This is a genomic window from Prevotella amnii CRIS 21A-A, assembly GCF_000177355.1.
Taxonomy (GTDB): domain Bacteria; phylum Bacteroidota; class Bacteroidia; order Bacteroidales; family Bacteroidaceae; genus Prevotella; species Prevotella amnii.
In genome coordinates, this window is sequence record NZ_ADFQ01000028.1 from 1 (window position 1) to 664 (window position 664).

Genomic DNA, 664 nt, shown 5'->3' on the forward strand with positions numbered 1-664 from the left:
TACGTTTTGCCTTATCTTCTGCTGCAACACGTTCAGCCATTGTAAACAAATCTTCACTGACAGCTTCTTTTTTAGCAGTTTCATCCGATTTTTCTTGCTTTGTATCAGAAGATTGCTTATCTTTGCTCGCAGAAGTAGTGGGTACATTACCGTTAGGAGAAATAGGGGTGTCGGCTTTATCCTTTTCTCGCAAAGTACTATCAGCAACCGACTGCTTACTCTGCACCTCGGACGCAGACCATACTTCTTTCTTATTTTTTCCGTATCCTTTTCTAAAAACGCCACCACTATTTACACCCCAATACTTACCATTTGTTGATAATTCAATATAAAGGGTATTGTTATGTTCGTCTTCTATTTGTATAAGATAAGTCCCATTTTGCTCACCTAAGCTGTTTTCACCTTGTTTTATCTGCTTGTAATTCTTACATACAAACTCAACAAATTCTTCAACTGTGTCAAATCCTGCACCTCTTATTTGGTCTCCATGTCTCTTTTCAAGATGAATTAGACCATACTTACTATTGCCAAGACTAAGTTTTATAGGAGCAGGTGTAAGCCCACATCCCTTTTTTATTTCACCAAATACGGTTGTACCAGTAGATGTTTTTACAAATGGAGAACCATCTTCGTCTACTTCATCTGAAATTTTTACTTCTTTGGT

At 37.3% G+C, this 664-nt stretch carries 1 protein-coding gene; it reads right to left on the minus strand.

The window, feature by feature from the left end:
* Nucleotides 1-664: hypothetical protein (locus tag HMPREF9018_RS03185; RefSeq protein WP_008448078.1), on the minus strand; the 664-nt coding region annotated here is incomplete at both ends.